Source organism: Winogradskyella maritima, assembly GCF_042650215.1.
GTDB lineage: Bacteria > Bacteroidota > Bacteroidia > Flavobacteriales > Flavobacteriaceae > Winogradskyella > Winogradskyella maritima.
Genome location: NZ_JBHSAT010000004.1, coordinates 1,357,692 through 1,372,776, shown reverse-complemented (window position 1 = coordinate 1,372,776; position 15,085 = coordinate 1,357,692). Strand labels below are relative to the sequence as shown.

General features: G+C 36.9%; 13 protein-coding genes, 1 tRNA gene and 1 pseudogene. 1 reads left to right on the top strand and 14 read right to left on the bottom strand.

Annotation, left to right across the window (positions count from 1 at the left end):
• Positions 1-123: 123 nt before the first annotated feature.
• The 5 genes and pseudogenes from ACFOSX_RS07250 to ACFOSX_RS07230 all read right to left on the bottom strand — a co-directional run bounded on the left by ACFOSX_RS07250 (position 124) and on the right by ACFOSX_RS07230 (position 7,113).
• Positions 124-2,463: a T9SS type B sorting domain-containing protein gene (locus tag ACFOSX_RS07250; RefSeq protein ID WP_386098519.1), complete on the bottom strand. Its 2,340-nt coding sequence runs from the start codon at positions 2,461-2,463 to the stop codon at positions 124-126.
• Positions 2,464-2,564: 101 nt separating this feature from the next.
• A complete protein-coding gene (gene der / locus ACFOSX_RS07245; RefSeq protein ID WP_386098516.1) occupies positions 2,565-3,872 on the bottom strand; it encodes a ribosome biogenesis GTPase Der in 1,308 nt (435 codons plus the stop codon).
• 375 nt (positions 3,873-4,247) lie between these two features.
• A complete protein-coding gene (era, locus tag ACFOSX_RS07240; RefSeq protein WP_386098513.1) occupies positions 4,248-5,129 on the bottom strand; it encodes a GTPase Era in 882 nt (293 codons plus the stop codon).
• 20 nt (positions 5,130-5,149) lie between these two features.
• A pseudogene (locus tag ACFOSX_RS07235) lies at positions 5,150-5,607 on the bottom strand (RNA methyltransferase).
• Positions 5,608-5,652: 45 nt separating this feature from the next.
• Positions 5,653-7,113 carry a BLUF domain-containing protein gene (locus ACFOSX_RS07230; protein ID WP_386098510.1) on the bottom strand — a complete coding sequence of 487 codons (1,461 nt, stop codon included), beginning with the start codon at positions 7,111-7,113 and terminating at the stop codon, positions 5,653-5,655.
• Positions 7,114-7,355: 242 nt separating this feature from the next.
• Between ACFOSX_RS07230 and ACFOSX_RS07225 the strand changes: the two genes are divergently transcribed.
• Positions 7,356-8,810: a BLUF domain-containing protein gene (locus tag ACFOSX_RS07225; protein WP_386098507.1), complete on the top strand. Its 1,455-nt coding sequence runs from the start codon at positions 7,356-7,358 to the stop codon at positions 8,808-8,810.
• A 62-nt stretch (positions 8,811-8,872) separates the two neighbouring features.
• On the opposite strand, the gene ACFOSX_RS07220 is transcribed toward ACFOSX_RS07225, so the two are convergent.
• The 9 genes from ACFOSX_RS07220 to ACFOSX_RS07180 form a co-directional block, all read right to left on the bottom strand.
• On the bottom strand, positions 8,873-9,199 hold the full coding sequence (locus ACFOSX_RS07220; RefSeq protein WP_386098504.1) for a hypothetical protein: 327 nt from the start codon (positions 9,197-9,199) through the stop codon (positions 8,873-8,875).
• An 11-nt stretch (positions 9,200-9,210) separates the two neighbouring features.
• Positions 9,211-9,771 carry a hypothetical protein gene (locus ACFOSX_RS07215; RefSeq protein WP_386098501.1) on the bottom strand — a complete coding sequence of 187 codons (561 nt, stop codon included), beginning with the start codon at positions 9,769-9,771 and terminating at the stop codon, positions 9,211-9,213.
• Positions 9,772-9,875: 104 nt separating this feature from the next.
• Positions 9,876-11,672, bottom strand: coding sequence for a sensor histidine kinase (locus ACFOSX_RS07210; protein ID WP_386098498.1), 1,797 nt, complete (start codon positions 11,670-11,672; stop codon positions 9,876-9,878).
• A gap of 1 nt (position 11,673) precedes the next feature.
• On the bottom strand, positions 11,674-12,120 hold the full coding sequence (locus tag ACFOSX_RS07205; protein ID WP_386098495.1) for a response regulator: 447 nt from the start codon (positions 12,118-12,120) through the stop codon (positions 11,674-11,676).
• A gap of 2 nt (positions 12,121-12,122) precedes the next feature.
• On the bottom strand, positions 12,123-12,683 hold the full coding sequence (locus ACFOSX_RS07200; protein ID WP_386098492.1) for a helix-turn-helix domain-containing protein: 561 nt from the start codon (positions 12,681-12,683) through the stop codon (positions 12,123-12,125).
• 233 nt (positions 12,684-12,916) lie between these two features.
• Positions 12,917-13,375 (bottom strand): DUF2383 domain-containing protein, encoded by a 459-nt coding sequence (locus tag ACFOSX_RS07195; protein ID WP_386098489.1) that lies wholly within the window; start codon positions 13,373-13,375, stop codon positions 12,917-12,919.
• Positions 13,376-13,739: 364 nt separating this feature from the next.
• Positions 13,740-13,812: transfer RNA gene (locus ACFOSX_RS07190), tRNA-Met, on the bottom strand.
• A gap of 112 nt (positions 13,813-13,924) precedes the next feature.
• The gene (locus tag ACFOSX_RS07185) at positions 13,925-14,773 is read right to left on the bottom strand and encodes a leucine-rich repeat domain-containing protein (protein WP_386098486.1); all 849 of its coding nucleotides are present in this window, start codon (positions 14,771-14,773) and stop codon (positions 13,925-13,927) included.
• A 128-nt stretch (positions 14,774-14,901) separates the two neighbouring features.
• Positions 14,902-15,084 (bottom strand): CPXCG motif-containing cysteine-rich protein, encoded by a 183-nt coding sequence (locus ACFOSX_RS07180; RefSeq protein WP_386098483.1) that lies wholly within the window; start codon positions 15,082-15,084, stop codon positions 14,902-14,904.
• Between the last annotated feature and the right edge of the window lies 1 nt (position 15,085).

Sequence of the window (15,085 nt, the reverse complement as noted above, 5' to 3'; positions counted from 1 at the left end):
TATTTTTATAGTTAAACAACTATTTGTTTAGTTTTAATTTGAATATAGTTGATACTAAAAACGAAAATAGTCGTTCTTTCGTATGAAAATTCTTAATTTTTCTATAAATAACTCTATTGACATTTAGCGCTTTAAAGCAAAGTGACCTGAAATGGTTTGCCCATCACTCAACTGACCTGAAAACCAATAATCGTCAGTAGGCATAGGATTGCCATTATAGCGTCCATCCCATTGCGGGTTTGAAGCTGATAAAATTTGAATTAATTTTCCATGACGATTAAAAATATGAAAGACTGAAATTTGTAAGTCTAAATCTTCTAAACCCTTAATGCTCCAAAAATCATTGTTCCCATCCCCGTTTGGCGTAAAATACTTAGAGAATCCTAACACCGCAACACGTTGAGACACAATACCACAGCCATTTCTATCATTGACGTAAACATCATGAAAACCAGGCGTGACCTCAGTAAACGTATTCGACTCTTGAAACGGTCCTGTTGGATTGTCTAGACTGTAGTCATAAATCCCTTCACCAAGAACATTCACGGTTACTGTATTGTTATTGACATTAAAATTTTCAAACATGGCTGTAGATGATGCTACAACGGTGATAGTGCGTGTTCTAGCACAACCATTGACACCTCGGACTTCGACGTCGTAGTCACCAGGTTCATTCACTTCAATTTCAATGGTTGTTTCGCCGGTAGACCAGTTGTAGAAATAGTTATTTGGAATATCATCCACGACGCCACCATTTATTTTAATAGTTTCTGGAAATGTATTTAAACAATAAAAAATGCTTTCATCGGGCAGAATGTTGGGCAGTGGTTTTACAATTAAACGTGCCGTGTTGATACCATAACAGTTAACATCATCTTGCACTCTTGCAAAAATGGTCTGTTCAAACGCCTGAGTATTTGAAAAATCTGTAGGCAAAGCATTGTTTTGAAGCAAGGCATCTTCAAAATTAAGGTAGTAGTCTACCGATGTACCTGGTGGCGTTCCTGTTAGTAACTGAGCATCGAGTTCCGACAAATCAAAATTTGTAAACCCTTCGCCTTCCAAAGCATCACAGGCTTCGAGTTCTACCATTTCGGAAGATGAGCTACTCACATTTAAGGTCACTTCAGCAGTTGAAAAACAGCCAGACGTTGTATCGGTAACTTTGGCATAGACTATCTGTCCGTTGCTCGTATTGGTATAGTTGGAATTATCTATTTCCGTCATTAGGCTGGCATCTTCAAAATAGGTGACGCTCCTATTTGCAACAGTACCATTACTGACTAAATTGTCATAACTGCTGAGATTGAAGGCTACCAAACCATCTAACACAGCATCGTCGCACTGCGAAACACTTATATCTGCAGACTCTGGCAAAGGATTTACATTAACCAATAAGGGGTATCGGCGTAAATTAGTACAGCCATCAACCGCAGGTTGCAACCAAAATGTTGTTGAACTACTCAGGTTGACTTGGTATGATAAACCTGTATTTAAAAGTGTTGGTGATGTGGATGTTCCGTACCACAATATATTAGTAGTATTTGTAGTTGCCTCGAGTTGTATGGTAACATTCTCACATACCTCAACAGGGGTGTCGTCTATAGTAATACGAGGCATTAGTATCTCTGTACTCGCTGATAAATTTAAAGGAGGATCGCCAGGAAGACCACCAAACTCTACAAAAAAACCACGGGGATGATATGGATTGGTCGGGTCTGGACTTCCTGCATTGTCTAAATCATTCCATGAGCCCGGTATTCCTATACTAGGATCCGTTATGTGGGCATAATGCTCTTCTCCAAGGTTATTAGGCTCTCCACTATTCCAAAATTCAAAAGAACCATTTACTGTAGAGCCTCCAACACCGCCTTGCCAAAATTGAGTCCCTGCCTCTGGCCCAGTTACCCATATCCAAACCCCTTCTTCTTGGACGTCTGTTGCGCCTATCCAACCTGTTCCAGGACTTTGCTCTCCTGTTAACTGGGCTTCTTCCTCTGATGTAATAGTGGCCAAATACCCTTGTACTCCAAACAGAGTCATTTGAGAGGCTTCAGTTCTCGCTGCCGACCATGAAATACCTGGTGATGATACATAGACATAATAATGCCCTGTACTAGGTAAGTACTTATTGTCACTGAGGTTTACTGAAATCTGTCGGTCTTGTATAAATAACGTTTGTGTAGTCTCAAAAAGCACATTTGAAACTGCACTTTCAAATGCTTCAAATGTTGCTGGTCCAGTTAATGTTAATTGCCCTTGCGTAGCGTCCCAACTTGCAGAAATATTTGGGTGAACACCACTTAAACTCAAGATATCCAAGCCCATCTCATAACCCACAGAAATTTGAACAATAACTTCAGGTAATTCTGTAGCTGTTGGATCTTGGTTTGAAATTCTAATAGAACTGACCACAGGTAATGGTCCGTCTGGGCAATATACCTGATCACCTGTAACCGTCACAGAAGGAGGAGTATTTTGAGCTATCCCCAAAAAAGAGGATAACACAAGAAAACATAAAATTAGTTTTGACAATTTTTCTTCATACATAGCACCTAAAAGTACTATTTTTTCCTCATGTAAACACTAATGGGTACACCGTGAAAATCGAAATGGTCACGCAACTGATTCTCTAGGAAACGTTTGTAAGGTTCTTTTACGTATTGCGGTAAATTACAGAAAAAAGCAAACTGCGGTTGTGGTGTTGGCAGTTGCATAATGTATTTAATCTTTACGTATTTTCCTTTGTAGGCTGGTGGTTCATTGCTTTCTATGATTGGCAACAATACCTCATTTAACACACTGGTTTTAATACGCTTTGTTCGATTTTTATAAACCTCAACGGCTGTTTCTATGGCTTTGTAAATACGTTGCTTATTCAATACCGAAATGAACACAATCGGGACATCGGTAAATGGTGCGATTTCGTTACGGATATGTTTTTCAAAGTCTTTTGCCGTCTTGTTGTCTTTCTCTACCAAGTCCCATTTGTTCACCAGAATTACAACACCTTTACGGTTACGTTCTGCTAACCAAAAGATATTCTGAACCTGTCCGTCAAATCCTCTCGTTGCATCCAATACCAACAGACACACATCACAATGCTCTATAGCACGAACGCTACGCATCACAGAATAAAATTCTAAATCCTCCTTGACTTTTGATTTACGACGAATTCCTGCCGTATCGACTAGATTGAATTCAAATCCGAATCGATTATATCTCGTATCTATTGAATCTCGTGTTGTTCCTGCTATATCAGTAACGATGTAGCGCTCTTCACCAATCAAGGCATTGATAAAAGAGGACTTCCCTGCATTTGGTCGTCCTACGACAGCGAAACGTGGTAGTGCCTCAGCTTCTTCTTCCTCGTCCACATCTGGCAAGGCTTCTACCAAAGCATCCAATAAATCGCCTGTTCCACTTCCGTTAATACTAGCAATAGTATAATAATCGCCCAAACCTAGACTATAAAATTCAACGGCATCTTGTGCTCTAGCGTTGTTATCTACTTTATTGACTGCTAAAAACACAGGTTTTTCAACACGTCTAAGAATGTTGGCTACTTCTTCGTCCATACCCGTTACACCAGATTCAACGTCTACCATAAAAATGATAGCATCAGCTTCCTCTATTGCCAAAAGCACTTGTTTGTCTATTTCCTCCTCGAAAATATCATCACTCCCTTTGACATATCCGCCAGTATCGATTAGGGAAAATTCCTTTCCATTCCAATCGCTTTTTCCGTAATGTCTGTCTCTGGTTACACCACTAACGGCATCTACTATCGCTTCGCGACGTTGTATTAATCTGTTGAAGAATGTTGATTTACCTACATTAGGACGCCCAACAACGGCTACTATATTACCCATATCTGTTTGATTTACTCTGCATTACATCTCCTGTAAGCGGGTGCAAATATACGATAAATAAGGGTTCGTATTACAACGTATTAAATTACAAATCACAAACACAAAATTCCAAAAAAGGCTTACTCGAAAAGCTAAATTCCAAAAACTTACTCTAACGCTGAAGTAACTCTCGCGAAGGCGCTAAGACGCAAAGTTGGACGGGGAAGATAAATTCCAATCCCGAAGTGTCGGGGCTAAATTCCAAAAAAGCTTACTCTATTACTTAAGTAACTCTCGCGAAGGCGCGAAGGCGCAAAGCTTGGCGGGAAATGGAAATACTACAAACTGAGACTGAAAACTGAGACTGAGACTGCGAATGTTAACTGCGACTGAAACCTACTTCTGATTATAACCAAAACGCTTCAACTGCTTCTGGTTACTTCTCCAGTTTTTATTGACTTTTACGTAGAGTTCCAAATGAACCTGCTTACCAAAGAACTTTTCGAGGTCTTTCCGGGCTTCGATACCAACACGTTTTATGGCTTCACCTTTATGGCCAATAATGATACCTTTTTGGGTTTCGCGCTCTACCATGATGACGGAACGCATTCGGATGATGTTTTCCTCTTCAAAAAATTCCTCTGTATCAACTTCAACAGCATAAGGGATTTCCTTTTTGTAATGCAACAATATTTTTTCACGAATGGCCTCATTGACAAAAAACCGTTCTGGTTTATCAGTAAGTTGGTCTTTAGGATAGAATGGTGGAGATTCCGGTAACAATTCAATAATTCGGTTAAACACGTTAGGTACGTTAAACCCTTCCAACGCAGAAATTGGAAAAAATTCAGCATTGGGGACTTTCTCCTGCCAAAGCTGTGCTTGCTCTTCCATTTGCTCTTGATTGGATTTATCAATCTTATTCAGCAGGAGCAACACCGGAATTTCAGAATTGGTAATCTTATTAAAAAACTTTTCATCCTTCAATTCTTTTTCGCCGATTTCTACCATGTAGATGAGAACATCAGCATCGTCGAACGCAGATTTAACAAAGTCCATCATCGATGACTGCAACTCGTACGCAGGTTTGATGATACCAGGTGTGTCACTTAAGACCATTTGAAAATCCTCGCCATTGACAATCCCCAAAATACGGTGTCTCGTGGTTTGGGCCTTAGATGTAATGATAGATAACTTCTCCCCGATAAAGGCATTCATTAAAGTGGATTTGCCCACGTTGGGATTCCCAATAATATTTACAAAACCTGCTTTGTGCATCTTCTCAATTTATGGCAAAGTTACGACCTTGGTTTATTTATTCCCCTATCGTACATCACAATACTACCCGCGACGGCGACGTTGAGGCTTAATTCGGAATTAAATTTTACTAAAAAATGACTTTTTTCTATCGCTATTTTAGACAAGCCGTGGTCTTCGGCGCCTAGTAGATAGACACAACGCCTTGGGTGATGAAAGGTTTCTAAATCTTCTGCGTCTTCTGTTAATTCTACACCGACCAGTCGTGCGCCTTTTGGGAGATGCGCAAAAAATTCTTCAAAGGTTGTATAGTGATAATACGGCATGGATTTAACCGCGTTATGCGTGTCTGAAGCCTGCTTGGCATAACGATTCCCAATAGTAAAAATAAAGCTGGCACCCATGTTTGAGCTGTTCGCCAAAGGACACCTAAATTTTCAGGTGTTTTTCCGTTTTGAATGCCGATTCCAAAAAATTCGTTGGTAAGATTATTTAACATAAGGCAAAAATACAAAACACAGATAGTCTGATTATGTATTTACAGCTATGCTGTCTTCAGGATATTACGGACACGACGCCAAAGTAAATCCGAAGAAATGGAGAGGTCTTCATTCTCCTTCATGATATCATCTAAATTGACGTGCCTAAGAACACCATCTACCTTAACTTTGAAATTTCCTTTTTGGGACACCAAAGCCAAATTCCAATCTTCAAATATACGTTTGAGTTTAGCACCTTGCCACAAGGTTTTTACTTCATAATGGCGTTGGTCTTCCTTTATATTTTCATACAGTTGTAAAACGGCATCTTTGGGCCCTTCCAATAGTTGAAAAAACATATTATTATGATAGACCAAACAACCCGTAATATTGTGAATTTTGTTCTGACGGCGACTCACACTGACAATATCGCTAATGACTTCTGAATTTACCTCTGGTGACATAAGTGACCTATAGCTCAGCTCAAACAAGACGTTATCTTTTTTAAAGGATTCCTTAAAATGATAAGGTTGAATACCAAAACGTTCGTTAAAAATTCTAGAAAAGTAACTACGACTGCTAAAACCGACTTCATAAGTGATTTCAGAAATGGACAAGTTTGTGGATTGTATGAGGTCTTTAGCGTACTCTAGCTTTACATTTCTAATACACTCGTTGACTGAACAGCCATAAAGATATTTCATGGCACGTTGCAACTTCTTTGGTGACAAACCTGACTCCATTGCCAACTCATTCACAGATAATCGCTGAGAAATATTATCGGATATATAGGCACTGAGACCTATTACTTTTCTTAACGTAGAGTCATCAACCAGCTTATTTTGAGACTGTTTAAGCTTTGCGACCTTTAAATTTTCAAGTTGTGATGCCAATGTGTTCAGCACGGAAGCCTCCGTAAGCAAACGCCCAACGACACCGGTACGTTTATTTTCAATAAGGATTTTAGCAAACTCGGAGGTTTTAGGATTTATTTCTCCATAGTGTTTAAACGAGGTTTGACTATCTACAAAACTGAAGGTTTGTTGCAAGGTTTTCTGAAGAAAGTGACGGCTACCTACTTGGGCATCCTTGAGTCTCTCGGTCATTAAAATTATGACCGAAATCTGCAAATCCGTATTGGCCGGCAATACAACATCATTCGTCTGGTCTATAGAACTGGTAAGGACCACACTCTGCATTTCGGAAACCTTTTTCATCTCCCCGTCGTCACCAAATCGATGATAAAAATAACCCTTTAAACAGTAAAGAAAATAGAGCGGGTTCATCTGCTCTTCATTTTTACTAAAGCGTACTTCTTTTTTAAAACGGACATTGTATGTATTTACCGAAAGACCCGGTAAAATATCATATGAGGATATACATCCTTTACCGACTTGGTTATCCAGGTCTAAACGTGCCGTACCGAAGCCTTCGGTAAATTTACCGCCCCAGCCAATAGACATCTTTCGCAGGCCTTCAACTGCTGTATTTACGTTGATTCTTATCAATGGTTGTTTTTTCTTCAAATCTATTAGGTACAGGCTTATTGCTTAACAGATTTATGATTTTCTTTATCAAAAGAAGAATCCTTCAAATATAATATTAAATGCAATGCGAATAACTATTAATGTTATCGCTATTGATGCCATTAAATATCAAATATGTCTAATTTGTAGGAAAAGGCGCAAAAGTGACCAATTAATCTTTGATACAGTTAAACAAAATCTAGTTATCACTTTAGTTTTGAATCATCAATTGAACACATTTAATGACGGAAGCTTTACATCAAACACTTGCTCAATTAAACGAATTACTTGGTGGTAAACTAATTAAGGATACTGACTATTCTCAAATCTTAGTTGACAACGATGATTTTTACGGGAATATAAAGGCATTTTCCTCATCGTCGCACCTTAGCGTCATCAACTTTAACCTGGTTTCTGAAAAGGATATAGAAATTGGACCTTTATTCAGCAACCGTGAATGTTTACATTTTGTAAGTTGTTTGGAAGGTTATCTTGTGCAAAAGCATGATAATAATGATGTACTAAATACGCTCAATAGACGCCAAAACCTCATTTTGAGTTGCCGAACAAACAGTCGGTCCAACGTTAAATTACCGGCAAAACAGCGCCTGAAGGCTACCGTAGTTACAGTTAGCATAAAAAGTAATGATGAGTTACATGCTTTAAAATTTGATGATTCTGTTTTAGAAATTTTAGAAGAATCTTACATCAACGAGCCGTTTGTACATTTTAGCCACATATCCTCTAAACATATGGTGTTTGCTAAACAACTTATTGATTTAAATTTCAGTAATCTCAGTGACCGACTGCTTGCGGAAGGTTTGGCTCTTCAGAATGTGGCCTCACAATTTAAAGATTTTGAGACCTCTGAAATAGAGAGCTCATTGTCTTCTGGCCTTAGTAAACTTGAAGAAAACAAACTCATCAACCTCGCCCAATTTATACAGGACAACATTGACCGACCAATGAAGCTAGAGCAATTAGTGGAATATATCGGTGTGGGTGAAAAAAAATTACAACGCGGTTTTAAAAAACTATTTAATTGTAGCGTTAATAAGTACATCTTAAGTGTGCGATTAGATAAAGCGAAAGAGTTACTAAGAGATGATACTAACACTATTTCTGAAATAGTGTACAGTATTGGATTAAACAGCAGAAGCTACTTCTCCTCTATCTTTAAAAAGGAATTTGGCTTGTTACCTAGCGAATACCGAAAAGAATACCTCCTTGAAGACCCTATTTACGAATATTGCTACGCTTCTGAAGCTATGGATAATTTAAGGAAGTCTCATATACAAGCTATTCTTAACGAATCTACGGCATGGAATTCTGAACATAACCTTACGGGTTGTTTGTTATATCACAACCAACAATTCTTTCAGATAATTGAAGGGTCTAAATCTGATGTGGAAAACATCGTTTCAAAAATAAAGAAAGATTATCGCCACTTTAATATTAAAAAAGTTTTCAGTGGTTACAAATCGGGGCGTTTGTTTCCAGAATGGCATTTAGCTTTTATCGGAGACGCGTCCCTAAGAGACCAAAACTTATTTTTAGAAAACAGCCGTCAATTGGATATGGATTCGTTTTCTATAGGTCTTTTAAAAGACAAAGAAGAGTCTAAAGCTATTTGGGAAGCCACTCGCAATCACCTATTAGCTGAAGAACTTAGGGACCAAAAAATGGGTAAAAAGTAGCGTATAAAAAAATCGCTTCTCTCGAAACGATTTTTTCTCTAAACATAAACTAAACTCCATCCTTATTCTCTAAGAATTCTATTGATATTCATAACCTCTTTAACGGTATAAATTCTATTTGGTCTGTACCCTACTCTAGAATCAAATTGGGTCTTAAATTTTGCATCGATTAATTCTTCAGATGTATCTGCATCTTTAAACAATTTATCTGTACTGTTTCTTTTAATTATAACTGGTTCGTCATTGGCGTCTGTAAAGAAGTACATATCGCCTTCAAAACCATCATAAACCAAGATTTCTTCATCTGGTAATTCTGCCGGAGCGTAGGTACTATTAATAAATATAAATACACCTAGTAATAAAAATAATGTCTTAAATATGGTTTTCATTGGTCTTAGTTTTAAATACTGTTAATTACGTTTTCCATCTTTTGCAAATTCTCTTTCAGTACACGTTTAGATTTAAAAGTAAGTTGGGCAATCTCGGCGTTGTCAACGGCCTGCTCTAATTGGTTTAGAGCATTAATTTGAGTTTCGATATTGTTGGTTATAATTTTTAAAACTGGCTCAAGACTATCAACATTTTTTATATTGTAATCTTGATTTGCAGTAACAGACTCTTCAGGAATAGAAATTAAGCTTTCTCTTGCTATACGATTGTAAGCATTGCTCAATAGATTGTGGTCTGCTTCTAAGTCATTAGCAATTGCTTCAATAGAATCAGGTGTTGAAATCGTTTTAATCTGCTCTACTATCTCTATAATCTCATAATTCTTTTCTGTTGCCTCAACTAAAAGTTTTGCCATTTCCTTATCCTTTGAAATGATGATTTCTTGTGTGGCATCAACATTAACGGAATCGTCTGGTTTTTTATCCATTATAAAATCACAACCCCATAGCGTAGTCATCGCTAATAAGAGTAAGGCTGTTTTCTTTAAATGTTTACATTGTAAAAAATTCATAATTGGTAACTTCAAATCATTTATACAAAGGTCTAATAAATGATCATTTTGATGTTACACAATTTTAAGATGTGGTTATAACATTCCCATAAATACTAAAAATACTAGGAAATTTGTGCCGTCGGAAGAAAGATAGTGAAGGTAGCGCCGACTCCTTTTTGCCCTTCCGCAGTGATAAAACCATGATGGTTATCTACAATTTTTTTACAGATGGAAAGCCCTATTCCCGTACCGGAATAATCCTCACGATTATGAAGTCTATGGAAAAGTACGAAAATTTTCTCGGCGTATTCATTATCGAAACCAATGCCATTGTCTTGAAAGGTAATTTTGGCATATCGATTTGCACGCGATTCCTTTAATACATGGTGATTTGATGCTGAGACGATATCGCTAGTAATTTTTATTTCTGGGTTCCTGTCTACATGAGCGTATTTAATGGAATTACCAATAAGATTAGCAAACAACTGTTGAATCTGAAATGGAACAACTGCCAATTGAGGAAGCTCATCTGCAATAATCTTGGCTTGGCTCTCTGCGATACGCTCGGCTAAATCTTGCTGTGCATCTTCCAAAACCGAGTTAAGGTCAGTCGCTTCAAAAGTTTGGTCCGCCTTATTAGTCCTTGAGTATTGCAACAAATCATCAATAAGGGCACGCATACGGGTTGATGCGGAATTCATGCGTTCTAAATATGCTTTTCCAGAATCTGATAGATTGTCTTTCTCCTTACTCTCCAATCGCGAAATAAAGGTCTGGATTTTACGCAGAGGTTCTTGTAAATCGTGACTAGCTACATAGTTGAACGCCGAAAGTTCTTTATTGTTCAGCTCTAGCTCTTCATTTCGTTCTTCGAGCTGATACATATTCTTCACTTCATCAGTAATATCCACAACTGTTCCTACTAATTGAACTTCGCCTTCAGAATTAACTATGGATTTCCCAAAGCCTTTAAAATGTCTCAATTCGCCATCAGCTCTAATGATTCTATAGTAAATGAAAGGCAATTCCTTATTCTCTCTCATTTTCTCAACCTCAGCTCCTAATTTTTCGACATCATCGGGGTGGACGTGCTTCATAAAATTCTCTATGGTAGACTCAAATGACTGAGGCTCTACACCTAACAAGCGATACAAATTATCTGAATATTCAAATGTATCATCTTCAACATGCCATATCCAATTACCATGGCTACTTATACGCTCAGCTTGTTTAGTGGATTCTTTAAAAATTGTCAATTGATCATTGACCAACGTCATTTCTTTGATATTTAGCATGAATCGTTTGTATGCCAAATACATAATGGCCAAAGCCAGAATAAACAACAGGAACAAAAAAATCGGCGTAAACTGAAGGTCGCTTTCATAGTCTTCCTGCCTTTTTTTAAGCAAAAGATTTTGATAGGAAATCATTTCTTTAATCTTATCACGTATGGCATCCATTTCTGCTTTTCCTTCTAAAAATGATTGAAGAAAAACAGGGCTGTCCAAACCATTTCTTAGACCGAGTTGCGTACTGACTTTAAGGTCTTGAAGACGTTTAGTTATGAGGGTATTCAGCACCTTAAGATTCTTTTGTTGAAATTCGTTGTCTTTCGTCAACTCCTTAAGGACGGCAAAACTATTGTTCACCTTTTCGCGCCCAGAGTTATAAGGATCTAAATAAACGGAATCTTTTGAGACCAAAAAACCGCGTTGGCCTGTTTCCGCATCTTTAAGATAGGACAATATTTGCTCCAGTTCTACATCAACAACATAGGTATGAACCACCATGTCTGAAGAATCCGTGAGATTCTTAATATTTTTAAAGGCAATGGCGCCAATAATAAAGATAAGGCCAAGACTGATAAAGAAAACAGTCCTGATGAACCACGACGATTTGTAGAAAGCCTTTCGATTCATGTTACAAGCGCATCAAAAAATTATCCTTGTTAAGACCGTTACTATGATATTGCCAATTAATGGTAACCACGTTAGACAACACCTTTTTTAAAGCATTAAAATCATTTGGTTTTTTAATGTAAATATTGGCACCTTCCACAAATGTGTTTTCTATATCCTCCTCTGAGGCCGATGTAGAATATATGGCAATGGCCATATTATCAAATTTCTTGTTTTGCTTTAGTTCTCGCAGACATTCCATACCATTTTTACGTGGCATATTTAAATCCAAAAACAGGACGCTAGGTATTTTGGCATCTTCACTATTAAAATAATCCATTAGGTAAGCACCGTCATCAAAAGTGTCTACTTGAGTATTCATCTTTAACTCATCAAATGCCTCGGTAAAAAACATACGGTCGTCCGCATCGTCATCCGCTAAGATTATATGTATTTTGTTTTCTTGCATTGTTAAGATTCGTTAGTGATTTGTTGCCTTTTTGCAATAATGCGCTGAAAGGCAGAAGGGGTAATACCCGTCATTTTTTTAAATTGTGCACTTAAGTGTGCTACGCTAGAGTAATTGAGTTTATAAGCAATTTCTGTAAGGCTCATATTCTCTTTTATGATAAGTTTTTTAGTGTATTCAATCTTTTGGAAGATGATGAAATTCTCAATGGATGAATACGTTATTTCAGAAAAAAGATTGGCCAAATGGCCATAACTGTGTCCTAATTTTTCAGACAGATACACAGAACTGTTTACTTTAATCTGGTTTTCTTCTTCAAACACCATTTCAATCACAGCATCTTTAATTTTCTCAACAAGAATGGTTTTTTGATTTTCAATTACAGACGTACCATAAGATGCCAATTCAGCAACCAACTCATCATAGGCTTCACCAGCAAGCTGGCCTTTAATGTCAACCTCTCCAAAACCAGTGACTTCAAACTCTATGTTATGCCGTTCTAGTACCTCGTTTAACACCTTGTTACAAAGTGTTTTGTAATCGAACTTTACAAATAATTTCATGCTTGCCTTAAAAAATAAAAATCACGCAAATCGTGCTATATCATTGACTCAATCATTCAATTAATGTGCTCTATAAAGGTTAGCTACAGTCTTCAATTGACCTTCGTCTTATGGCTAAAATACATCAAAATTGTTTATGAAAATAAGATGTTTGTTAAACAGCAAAAAAAAGCGCTCAGAAAGTATTTCTGAGCGCTTTTTGCTATATGTTTTATGATTACAGAGGCCGAATTTTATACCACCATTAAATGTTCACTGCCATTTGGGTTGTTATAATGATAGATTTTTACGCGGTACTTGTCTAACGTCTCTTTAAAATTATCATCTATAGCGAAACTCTTTTGAAACTTCTTAATGGTACGCACAAAGTTTCTATCTAATTTTCTACACTTATTAATTACAAAACTATCTTTAATTAAAGTTACGGACGAAAATAAATCAAACCACAAACGATTTAATCCACCAGCTACAGAACCTTTTTCCATTGGCGTAATTTCCATATCATTCAATTCAAGAAGGATGTCCAAAATTAAATCCGTCGCAATTTGACGTTTGTTATCAATCCACAAGATTAAATCATCGTTTTTGGTCTGTGCGATGAGTTGGTCATAACTGCTTTCAATATCATATGCAGTTTCTAAAAGCGTTTTTAGGGTTTTTGCGTTTTTTAAATTTAAGTTTCGAGTAATCATGGAGTATTAATTAATTGTATGTTACAAATTTACCATGCGAATCTCCTTTTTGTGTTATATGATTTTTGAAATAGGTTATAGAATTTAATTCTTGATATTCTTTTCAATTATATTTAAGTAATGAAAAAATCAATCGTTTTGGGATACCTTCCTTGTCTGGATTTTTGAAATTTCAGCTTGTTTTGGCAATCTCAGTTATTATACCTGTGGTTGTTGAAGTTTTTTTTTGAAAAAATAGGTTTGGCTTTAAAGGCATTTTAAACTCATTGATTAGTTAAATTTACCTTTATCCTTTAATTATTCTGATGCCAGCATTAATTAATTTTAAAATAAAAGCTCCTTGATTTCTCAAGGAGCTTTCTAGTAGCGGGAACTGGACTCGAACCAGTGACCTTCGGGTTATGAGCCCGACGAGCTACCTACTGCTCTATCCCGCGATATTGGATGGCAAATATACTACCTTTTTTAACTTTGCCAAAGCGCTTTCAAAAAAATAACTCCTAAATCTTCATTTAGGAGTTACTCATCTAATTATAACTTAAAGACAGATTAATTATCGTCTTCGTCATCTTCAATATCTAAGGTTACTAACTCACCTTTAGTGTTGGCTTCGTCTATATCGAACGTCATGATGTTTGGCAACTGATCCTGAACTTTCGCAAAGTTTCCTCTTAGATTATTGTTAGATAATAAAAGCGTATTCAGTTTTTCTAATTTCGCTAGGCTCGATGGTAATTCACCAAAGAAACTGTTATTAGATAGCACCAATTCTTCCAACTGAGCCATCTCACCTATTCGGTTTGGAAGATTTCCGAAGAAATTATTATCGAATAAACTCAGCACCTTAAGCTTCTTTAAATTCGTAATCGTAATTGGGAGTTTTCCCATAAACTGATTACTACTCAACATTAAGAATTCAAGATTTTTTAAGTTTCCGATAGATACCGGCAAAGCTCCTGAAAAATCGTTATTGTAAATTTCCAAAGCCTTTAGACTGGTAAGGTTACCAATAGAGTTTGGAAGGTTACCTGATAATTGATTGCTGTATAATTTAATCTCTTCAATATTTGGTAAAGTAGTTAAAGCTACAGGAAAGGTGCCCTTGATTTTATTGAAAGACAAATCTAATCGTCTCAAGTTTTTTAATGCACCGATTGAAGCTGGTATGTGACCTTCGAGATTATTAAAACTCAGCACAATGGCTACTACATGTCCATCTTCAATGGTCAGCCCACACCATTTAGACATCGGTGTATTCACATCCCATTTGTTGGTCCATTCAGCACCGTTTGTGGCTTCGTAAAAATCTTGTAATGCGTTTTTCTCAGATTGCGGTATTTCTGCAAACGCTAAGCTTGTGCATAGCACAAATAATAAGGTCAGTTTAATAAGTTTCATAGTTGCGGTTATTGGGGCGAGGGAACCTATTAACAAGTCAAATATAGACGCTACTCGATAAACCGACAAATATTTTCGATGAAATACACTCAAAAATTTTAAAATATTGAATTCAAGTGTGTTAAAAATCACTGTTCTATGCTCTGAGCATCGAAATAGGTGATGGATTGGCCGTCTATCTGAGCATTAATCTGAATGGGATTGCAACAAATTTCGCAATCTTCAATATAATTCTGTTGCGTTTGCGATAGGTCTATCAGCATAGAAATGGTCTCCCAGCAATATGGACATTGAAAGAAATGCTCTTCCATA

Coding starts and splice junctions, on each gene's coding strand:
- ACFOSX_RS07220 (WP_386098504.1), bottom strand. CDS start 9,199: ATGAAAACCATATTTAAGACATTATTTTTATTACTAGGTGTATTTATA.
- era (WP_386098513.1), bottom strand. CDS start 5,129: ATGCACAAAGCAGGTTTTGTAAATATTATTGGGAATCCCAACGTGGGC.
- ACFOSX_RS07215 (WP_386098501.1), bottom strand. CDS start 9,771: ATGAATTTTTTACAATGTAAACATTTAAAGAAAACAGCCTTACTCTTA.
- ACFOSX_RS07195 (WP_386098489.1), bottom strand. CDS start 13,375: ATGATTACTCGAAACTTAAATTTAAAAAACGCAAAAACCCTAAAAACG.
- ACFOSX_RS07180 (WP_386098483.1), bottom strand. CDS start 15,084: ATGGAAGAGCATTTCTTTCAATGTCCATATTGCTGGGAGACCATTTCT.
- ACFOSX_RS07210 (WP_386098498.1), bottom strand. CDS start 11,672: ATGAATCGAAAGGCTTTCTACAAATCGTCGTGGTTCATCAGGACTGTT.
- der (WP_386098516.1), bottom strand. CDS start 3,872: ATGGGTAATATAGTAGCCGTTGTTGGGCGTCCTAATGTAGGTAAATCA.
- ACFOSX_RS07185 (WP_386098486.1), bottom strand. CDS start 14,773: ATGAAACTTATTAAACTGACCTTATTATTTGTGCTATGCACAAGCTTA.
- ACFOSX_RS07200 (WP_386098492.1), bottom strand. CDS start 12,683: ATGAAATTATTTGTAAAGTTCGATTACAAAACACTTTGTAACAAGGTG.
- ACFOSX_RS07225 (WP_386098507.1), top strand. CDS start 7,356: ATGACGGAAGCTTTACATCAAACACTTGCTCAATTAAACGAATTACTT.
- ACFOSX_RS07205 (WP_386098495.1), bottom strand. CDS start 12,120: ATGCAAGAAAACAAAATACATATAATCTTAGCGGATGACGATGCGGAC.